The organism is Myroides sp. WP-1 (assembly GCF_014145635.1).
Lineage (GTDB): Bacteria > Bacteroidota > Bacteroidia > Flavobacteriales > Flavobacteriaceae > Flavobacterium.
Window position 1 is genome coordinate 36,291 of sequence record NZ_JACHTC010000022.1, and the last position, 7,446, is coordinate 43,736.

10 protein-coding genes are annotated in these 7,446 nt (G+C 32.9%); 7 read left to right on the forward strand and 3 right to left on the reverse strand.

Going from position 1 to position 7,446, the window contains the following annotated elements; all coding sequences use genetic code 11:
• Positions 1-243 precede the first annotated feature (243 nt).
• The 4 genes from H4K33_RS14785 to H4K33_RS14795 all read left to right on the forward strand — a co-directional run bounded on the left by H4K33_RS14785 (position 244) and on the right by H4K33_RS14795 (position 2,526).
• A complete protein-coding gene (locus tag H4K33_RS14785; RefSeq protein ID WP_182650347.1) occupies positions 244-510 on the forward strand; it encodes a helix-turn-helix transcriptional regulator in 267 nt (88 codons plus the stop codon).
• 2 nt (positions 511-512) lie between these two features.
• Positions 513-647 carry a hypothetical protein gene (locus H4K33_RS16620; protein WP_255493768.1) on the forward strand — a complete coding sequence of 45 codons (135 nt, stop codon included), beginning with the start codon at positions 513-515 and terminating at the stop codon, positions 645-647.
• A 146-nt stretch (positions 648-793) separates the two neighbouring features.
• On the forward strand, positions 794-1,675 hold the full coding sequence (locus tag H4K33_RS14790) for a hypothetical protein (RefSeq protein ID WP_182650349.1): 882 nt from the start codon (positions 794-796) through the stop codon (positions 1,673-1,675).
• Between the two features lie 239 nt (positions 1,676-1,914).
• On the forward strand, positions 1,915-2,526 hold the full coding sequence (locus H4K33_RS14795) for a hypothetical protein (RefSeq protein ID WP_182650351.1): 612 nt from the start codon (positions 1,915-1,917) through the stop codon (positions 2,524-2,526).
• A gap of 46 nt (positions 2,527-2,572) precedes the next feature.
• Here the strand turns inward: H4K33_RS14795 and H4K33_RS14800 are convergent, their stop codons facing one another.
• A complete protein-coding gene (locus tag H4K33_RS14800; protein WP_182650353.1) occupies positions 2,573-3,676 on the reverse strand; it encodes a serine hydrolase in 1,104 nt (367 codons plus the stop codon).
• A 201-nt stretch (positions 3,677-3,877) separates the two neighbouring features.
• Here H4K33_RS14800 and H4K33_RS14805 point away from each other — a divergent pair, with 201 nt between their 5' ends.
• Genes H4K33_RS14805 through H4K33_RS14815 form a run of 3 tightly spaced genes read left to right on the forward strand, consistent with a single transcriptional unit; the run spans position 3,878 to position 6,039 of the window.
• The gene (locus H4K33_RS14805; protein ID WP_182650355.1) at positions 3,878-5,179 is read left to right on the forward strand and encodes an ATP/GTP-binding protein; all 1,302 of its coding nucleotides are present in this window, start codon (positions 3,878-3,880) and stop codon (positions 5,177-5,179) included.
• Positions 5,163-5,849, forward strand: a complete 687-nt coding sequence (locus H4K33_RS14810) for an RloB family protein (protein ID WP_182650357.1) — start codon at positions 5,163-5,165, stop codon at positions 5,847-5,849. The genes H4K33_RS14805 and H4K33_RS14810 overlap by 17 nt, the downstream gene beginning before the upstream one ends.
• Before the next feature lie 52 nt (positions 5,850-5,901).
• Positions 5,902-6,039 carry a hypothetical protein gene (locus H4K33_RS14815; protein ID WP_182650359.1) on the forward strand — a complete coding sequence of 46 codons (138 nt, stop codon included), beginning with the start codon at positions 5,902-5,904 and terminating at the stop codon, positions 6,037-6,039.
• A 30-nt stretch (positions 6,040-6,069) separates the two neighbouring features.
• Here the strand turns inward: H4K33_RS14815 and H4K33_RS14820 are convergent, their stop codons facing one another.
• Positions 6,070-6,639, reverse strand: a complete 570-nt coding sequence (locus H4K33_RS14820; protein ID WP_182650361.1) for a hypothetical protein — start codon at positions 6,637-6,639, stop codon at positions 6,070-6,072.
• Positions 6,640-6,762: 123 nt separating this feature from the next.
• Positions 6,763-7,305 carry a hypothetical protein gene (locus H4K33_RS14825; protein WP_182650363.1) on the reverse strand — a complete coding sequence of 181 codons (543 nt, stop codon included), beginning with the start codon at positions 7,303-7,305 and terminating at the stop codon, positions 6,763-6,765.
• Positions 7,306-7,446 lie beyond the last annotated feature (141 nt).

The window sequence follows — 7,446 nt, forward strand, 5'->3', positions numbered from 1 at the left end:
GCTGAAAAATAAATTAATTAGGCAGTGAATTACTAGGCATTATATCATTGGTGTTGATTGCTAGTAGTGTATAGGGTATTTTACCTTTTAACGCTTAAATTGTCCTCCAAGTGAATAAGTTATTGAAGAGTTGTAAGTTGTTATGTTAAATTTCTTACTATTTTTTAAAAAAAACATTTCTGTTTATTATAGTTGACAAAATGAGTTGTTTTAGCTATAATTGTTTACTATAATAAACAAGATATGCTAGATTTTATTACAATTAAAGAGGTGAAAGACAATATAGGAAATTGGTGTAAAGAGATGCGAAATGCAGAGAATCTCTCTCAACAGCGATTAGCAGATGAACTAGGACTTTCGAGGTTTACCATTGTTAAGTTGGAAAATGGTGAAAATCCAACGCTCAAAACGGTATTGAAAGTATTGCAGTATTTTGATGAAATGAAGGCATTCAATCAATTTGTTTTGAAAAAAATAGACAACCTTAAAGATAATCAATCCATGTATTAATTATGGCTAAAAATCAAATTATCGCTGTTCACTTTAAAGATTTAGAAATTGGAAAAATTGGATATGATGACTCTTTAGATCCATTGCGTATTGCGAATGATAATGAGTTAAAAATCAATGTGTTTTTAGTTGTTTGATTAGTAAAGCACAAGAGAATAAATTAGAAGAATGACGTATTTCGGATGAACAAAAATCATGGAAAATTGGTGTAAAAAAGAAACATCCTTAGGATAAAGGAATCCAATTTGGTATTTTTGCCCCCTTTTAAAATAAATTAATTCCTATGAAATTACGATTTTTGGCGTTCTTGCTAACGATTATGACCTTCATCAGTTGTGATGATCCCTTTAAAAGACAAGACTTTTACTTATCTAATCCTACCGATCAAGAAATACAAGTATCGATTGATGACAAAACCTATGTAGTAGCTCCTTTTGGGTATGAAGTTCTCAAACTAAAAACAGGAACACACGAATTGACCTATAAAGGACAAAAAACGGCGTTTAATGTATTCTATCATAATACAGGAGGTATTATCAATCCAACTTTAGAACCGCATTATATTTATTCAATGGTCTATGCAACGGAAGGCAATTTTGACAAATTTGGCTCTACGATGACAGAAGTGTTAATCGATGGCGTGCCGTATGAAGATAATATCAAATCAACGAATGCACTTTTTATTGATAACAACTTTTATCGTTGTACCTATTTTCTAGGTGAAGCCTATCCAGAAGAACAAATTACGTATGATAAAAAAGCGGTCGGTAATTTCTACAATAAATTTTTTACCAAACAAGAATTTGTAGCGTTTTATGATGAAATGCTTGATGAGGAAGAAAAAGGATACTATGAACAAAATAAAACCGTTGAGGGACAATGTACCATTACAGAATCAACCACTGTTGATTTGGTGTTACCGGATGTAGACCAAGCTGATGTGATTGCTTCCTACAAAAAAGAAGTAGCATTGGTGGAGGAGTTTAAAAATTCAACAGATGCCGCAAGACAAAAAGCAATTCACAAAGAGTTATTTGACTTGTCGATGAGTCGTTCAAAATTAGATATTAATTACAGCAAGCTAACCACAGCTCAAAATCAATCGATGAATGATTTTGTACATGCAAGTGGCAAAATATCAGGGGCGGGAATTATTCAATTATAGTTCATACCTCTTTTACATAACTTACTTGTTGTTTAAAATAAGCATAAGAAAAAGCGATCTATGTACTCATAGATCGCTTTTTTTATTTTAAAGTAGATTTATATGAGGGGAAGTAATTTAACTTATATTTTTGTTAATTTAAATTAGTATATTCGTTTTTAATCTTAGAAAGAATGGCTTTTGTAAAGAATACTAAGGTGAATATTTATCTAGAAAATAACAGTATAAAATAAGAAAAGATGAGAAAATGGTTAACTTTAGTGGCCTGTGCGTGTCCACTTCTTTTTTTTGGACAAACAGAAATGCCTCAAGGCGAACAAACAATTGCGCTTAGTCAATTAGGCGTTTCTCTAGACAATATTACGCCTAAAGAATATGAAGACCACATTGTTCAAACATGGAACATAGATAGAAATAAAATTGTCTATGTTACGACAGAAATGTCTTTGTTTCGGTTAGCATCATCCCTACACGGATCGATGTTGTCTTTTGCAGAAGGTCAAAAATCTACCAGTGCAGAAATACTCGATGGAAGAAAAATGAACGATAAAAAAGCCTGTGGAATAGCCTTGAATAACCTCGATTTAGATAATGTCAAAAAACACCTAAAGAAAGGAAAAAACTATCAAAAGTTGAAGCTAAAACGATTAACAGATCACAGTGATTATCAGCTAGGAGAAGAATTGACAAGCGTATTGATTTACTCCAAAAAACTCGACTACTTTATTGGCGATTACTTTAAAATAGTAACCGAGTACAACAAACAAAATGTAGACTATGTACTCATCGTATTTGACGACGAAATCACGAGCCAAATTCCAGGTGCATTGAATAATGGTGGAGTGAGATAATAAAACAAGTGTACTTAGGAAGTAGTTTCGGAGCGAATTACTCCATTTATTTTTTAGCGTTTAGGAGCAAGGTTAAGAATGTTTTGCCGATATAAGGATTGATTGAATGTTGAAATTCTTTTTGTAGTGTAAAAACAGCAACGGATGCTTTTGCTTCTGGTGAATAAAGAACATCCGTTCCCCACCAACCTCCGTGGTAAAATGCGTGAAATCCAAAATCAAAATGAAAAATACCCAAGCAATACTTCGATTGCTCTGGAGCAAGCACATAGCTAGACATAGATGCTAAAATAGTAGGATCTTCAATGATTTTTCCTTCAAATAAATAATGAAAGAAAAGTGCAGCATCCTTGGCTGTTGCTGCAATTCCACCTCCGCCATATAGATCCCAAGAAGGATTGATTTCACTTGAATTGTGTTTATACTGTTTGGCATATTGATGTGCTAGAGGAAGGGTACCAGTAGGATAATCTTCTAGTTGTATAAACCAGGTTTCATTTAACCCCAATTCCTCGTATTTTAGTAAAGAACGCATCGCTTCGTAAAAAGGTTGTTTGGTTTGGTTTTCTAAAATCTCGGTAAGTAAAAGATAGTTGATATCTCCGTAGCTAAACTCTTTTCCTATTTCTTTAGGATTGCCCAATTGAATTGCGCGGTCTATTTGTTCTTGTTTACTCCACTGATAGGTTGGATTTTCGTTGACAAAAGTGAAATATGCGTCATCAACGTAATCCTGAATACCAGCGGTATGAGATAGGAGATGTTTGATTGTAATAGCTTTTAAATCATATCCTTTTTGACTAAAAAGCTGACGTGTTTGCTCTGTAAGTAAAGTATCTATGGCTTGGTTGATACTAACCTTGCCCAGCTCAACTAATCGCAAAATAGAAGCGGCGACATAGGGCTTGGTATTACTCGCAAGTAAAACAGGTTGCTCTGCAAGTAGAGGAGTAGAGGAATTTTTATCATTCAATCCATGAGCATAACTCCAAGATAGTTGTTGCTCAGGCGCTTCTACGTGAACAATAATTCCTACTGCATCTCGGTTTTGATTGTAAATAGAATCTATTTTTTGTTGAAAAACCGTTTGTATTTGCGCTACACCTGCGATAGGCAAAAAGAGGATAAGTAGAGAAGATATTGTTTTCATCAGATATTAGGTTCGGTTGGTTGAGGGATGTAAAGTACTAAAAAGTTCAAAGCTTTTAGGGTGTTTATCTTGAGAAAATAAATATTATTTTGAAGATAAAATTTCATTATCTAAGTGTAGGATAAAAATGGTTTGGTTGGAGGATCAAATAGATCTTATTCGTATATTTGTAAAATAACTGCAAATTTAAATTTAAGAAAGATGATTGAAGAATTTAATTTTGGAAATTTTTGGTCTTTCAAAGAGGAGCAGACCTTAAATATGACTGCTGCTAAGATCAAATCAAATAATTCACGATTGGATGTAACGAATGTTATAGAAGTTGATGAGAAGTTGTCTTTACTAAAATCAAAAGCAATTTATGGTGCAAATGCGAGTGGTAAGAGTAATGTTATTAAGGCACTAGTTGCATTTATTCGTATTGTAAAATCTTCGGTTAAAGACGAGAAGGTTTTAAGTATGGTAGATCCTTTTAAGCTGTCTTTAGAAACTATTGATGAACCAACATTTTTTCAACTGGTAATTAGAGTTGATAATGTAAGATATCGTTACGGTTTTGAGGCAGATGAGAATTCAATTAAAAGTGAATGGTTGTTTTTTACACCTAAAAAAAGAGAACAAACATTATTTATTCGTGAAGGACAAGAAATTGTTCGAGTAAGTGAAAAGCATTTTGAAGAAGGAAGTAAGTTTATTTCTTTATTGGATTATGATGATGAGAATACAATTTTTAGAAATAATTCGCTGTTTTTAACTTCATTATCTTCTTTTGGATTTGGTAAGATATCAAAAAAAATTGTAAAGGCTATCACGTCCATCATGGTTATAAATGGGTTGGGACATAGCGGTATGTATGCCGCTGCAGGCAAAGCTTTAGATGACATTGATAAGAAAAAATTTATTCTTGATTTCCTTAAAAATGCGGATACAGGGATCAATAATTTGGAGAAAATTCAGATGACCAAAGAAGAGTTACCTGAAGACATGGATGAGGATTTTAAAGAAGAAATAAATAAAGGAAACATTATTGTTTCAAGTAGAACGCTGTATAATAAAGCCGAAAAAGTAACTGATATTCCTTTTTTATTTACTAGTCATGAATCGGAGGGAACTATCAAGATGTTTGAATTAAGTCCTTTTATCTATAGCGCACTAAAAGAAGGAAGAATGCTTGTTATTGACGAATTTGATTCTCGCTTTCACCCGCTTTTGACTAAAAAAATTGTAGAATTATTTAATTGCGCTTCCAATCAACAGGCCCAATTAATTTTCACAACACATGATACAAACTTGTTGAGTGCAGAAATTTTAAGACGAGATCAAATTGATTTTGTTGAAAAAGACAACTATGGAGCGAGTCATTTGTATACCTTGGTAGAAATTAAAGGAGTCCGAAATAATGCCTCATTTGAAAAAGATTATATTCAAGGGAAATACGGAGCTGTTCCTTTTTTAGGTGATTTTACAACGAGTTTACATTTTGATTATGCCCAAGAAGACTAAAGCAATAAAAGATTCGGATAAAACAAAAGCGTGGAACAGGAAAAAGAAGCCAACTCCCTATAGAGTAGAAACAATAGCAATAAAAAAAACAATATTAATTGTATGTGAAGGACAAACGGAGAAATTGTACTTTGAATCTTTTCCCGTTTATGGTGTAAAAGTAGAAGCTATTGATCTGGGAGGACAATCAAAAACAAAACTTGTTGAAACAACGGTAGATATAATTAATGGAACAACATATACCTACGATGAGGTTTGGTGTGTTTTTGATATGGATTATTCACGAGGGGCGCAAGAATGTGCAGATTTTGATAATGCAATAAACAAAGCTATACAGTTAGGATATAAGGTTGCTTATTCTAATGATTCTTTTGAATTGTGGTTTTATTTACATTACCATAAAACGGAAGCAAGACAATTACGATCGTTCTATTATGACCAATTGAGTAAAAAAATGAATGTAAACTACGAAAAAGACGGTAAGAAGTATGGCTTTTGTCAAAATATATATCGTTTTTTAGCTGGTGACAAAGAAGCGTCCCAAAGTAGAGCGATTAAATTTGCAGAAGAGTTGTACAACAGTCAAATAGATTTACCTTACCACCAACAAAACCCTGTAACAACAGTTTTTATGCTTGTGCAAAGTTTGAATGAAAATTTGAGACAATAGTGTATTTTTGTAGCAGTAAGCAACAAAAGGCCAGTTTAAAACACAAAAAACTATGGGAAGAAATACGCCAGCAAACCGAAAAGTTGTCAAAGATAAATTGGCGAAAAAGAAGCAAAAAGAACAAGAGGCGATGGTAAAACGCAAAGCCCTTTTAAAGGAGATCGTTACGCAAATGACAAATAAAAAATAGAATCTTGTTGGAGAGATTCTATTTTTTTATTTACATATGTGTAAGAGCCCATTTTTCGATGGTTTCTTGAACTAGTGAATCCGAAAAAACTTGGGTAAGCATGCGTTTTCTCTTCTTTTTATTTTTAGGCAAGGGATAAAACTTTTCCTTGTACTTAATTACGATATTATAGCGATCGATAACCGTCTTATCAAAAGAGATATAATTATCGTAAAAGGTTAGATCCTCCACTTGTTCTAGTTCGCGAAACAGTTGTTCACTTTGTGGAAAAATGCGAAGTAAACGCAATACATTATCTTCAGAAGAAATTAGTGTTAATTGACTTAAATCCGTATGGCGAATGCTGTATTCTCGTTTTAGCCGTTGATCATACAAGATATTATTTCGCAGACGCAAAGAATCAAAAGAAATTGCGTTCTCTTTGTATGTCATTTCGCCTTTGAAAGTATCAACAAAGCTGATGTGTTGTCTCGGATTCTTGGCAAAGTTACCTAGATAGAGTGGATTACCTGCTTGAAAGAATCCTGACAATTCTTTTATTTGAGCATACCCATTTGAGGTAGTTGCCAGTAAGAAAAGGAGTAAGGCGATTTTTTTCATTTAAAAAGTGTTTTTAAATGCTTAAATATAAGGAAAATGACTGTAACATTCGCAATAAAATAAGGACTAGTTGATCTAGTTTTGCCTATCGTTCAAGAGAAACCTATTTTAATGATATGACTATCAATTAGCGTTTGTGTATTCGCTGTTTAAAGGATATAGTGCTTTTTGTCCATACAGTTTCTTAAAAGTCAATTCATTAATGATTTTTTGTTCATCATTGATATATTGATAATGCCTTTTTGTAAAGGAATTTCCATCTTGTGTATCTCGTTTAATGAAGTTGTAAATGCGAAGCAGCTTACCGGCATTGTATTGGTAAATACTTTGCTGAATATCCTTATGATTAGTATATTCATAGAGCAACCTTTTTCTGAAATTTGTAGCAAATACAACCGAGTATAACGCATTGTATGATGTGTTTTCCAAATAATCTTGTTCTTCGGTATCATACAAGAAGTATATATGTTTAGAAGGTAAATAATGAAAAGCACAAAGATCGAGATACCCATCAAAATTGTAGTCTTCTAAGTACAAATCGAATTTATCACTATTTTCACTTTCCCATAGCTGTGAATCAAGGGGAATTTGAATGACGTTATCATATTGGTCTTTTTCTTGAATGTACTGGACATAGTAGTTGTCTGATCCCGGTGATTTTTCCATGACATAAATCTTGTATCTTGAATTCAACTTATAAATGCAACTTTTTGGGTGCGGATAATAAGCAATAAAAACATTTATTTTTCAGAGAGGAAAGAGAGACAATGTCCCCCTTTCTCTCACTCTGAATGGATAAAGTTTGCT

Excerpts from the sequence above, each read along its gene's own strand:
- H4K33_RS14825 (WP_182650363.1), bottom strand. The coding sequence starts at position 7,305 with ATGGAAAAATCACCGGGATCAGACAACTACTATGTCCAGTACATTCAA.
- H4K33_RS14820 (WP_182650361.1), bottom strand. The coding sequence starts at position 6,639 with ATGAAAAAAATCGCCTTACTCCTTTTCTTACTGGCAACTACCTCAAAT.
- H4K33_RS14800 (WP_182650353.1), bottom strand. The coding sequence starts at position 3,676 with ATGAAAACAATATCTTCTCTACTTATCCTCTTTTTGCCTATCGCAGGT.
- H4K33_RS14810 (WP_182650357.1), top strand. The coding sequence starts at position 5,163 with ATGCCCAAGAAGACTAAAGCAATAAAAGATTCGGATAAAACAAAAGCG.
- H4K33_RS14785 (WP_182650347.1), top strand. The coding sequence starts at position 244 with ATGCTAGATTTTATTACAATTAAAGAGGTGAAAGACAATATAGGAAAT.
- H4K33_RS14815 (WP_182650359.1), top strand. The coding sequence starts at position 5,902 with ATGGGAAGAAATACGCCAGCAAACCGAAAAGTTGTCAAAGATAAATTG.
- H4K33_RS14795 (WP_182650351.1), top strand. The coding sequence starts at position 1,915 with ATGAGAAAATGGTTAACTTTAGTGGCCTGTGCGTGTCCACTTCTTTTT.
- H4K33_RS14790 (WP_182650349.1), top strand. The coding sequence starts at position 794 with ATGAAATTACGATTTTTGGCGTTCTTGCTAACGATTATGACCTTCATC.
- H4K33_RS16620 (WP_255493768.1), top strand. The coding sequence starts at position 513 with ATGGCTAAAAATCAAATTATCGCTGTTCACTTTAAAGATTTAGAAATT.
- H4K33_RS14805 (WP_182650355.1), top strand. The coding sequence starts at position 3,878 with ATGATTGAAGAATTTAATTTTGGAAATTTTTGGTCTTTCAAAGAGGAG.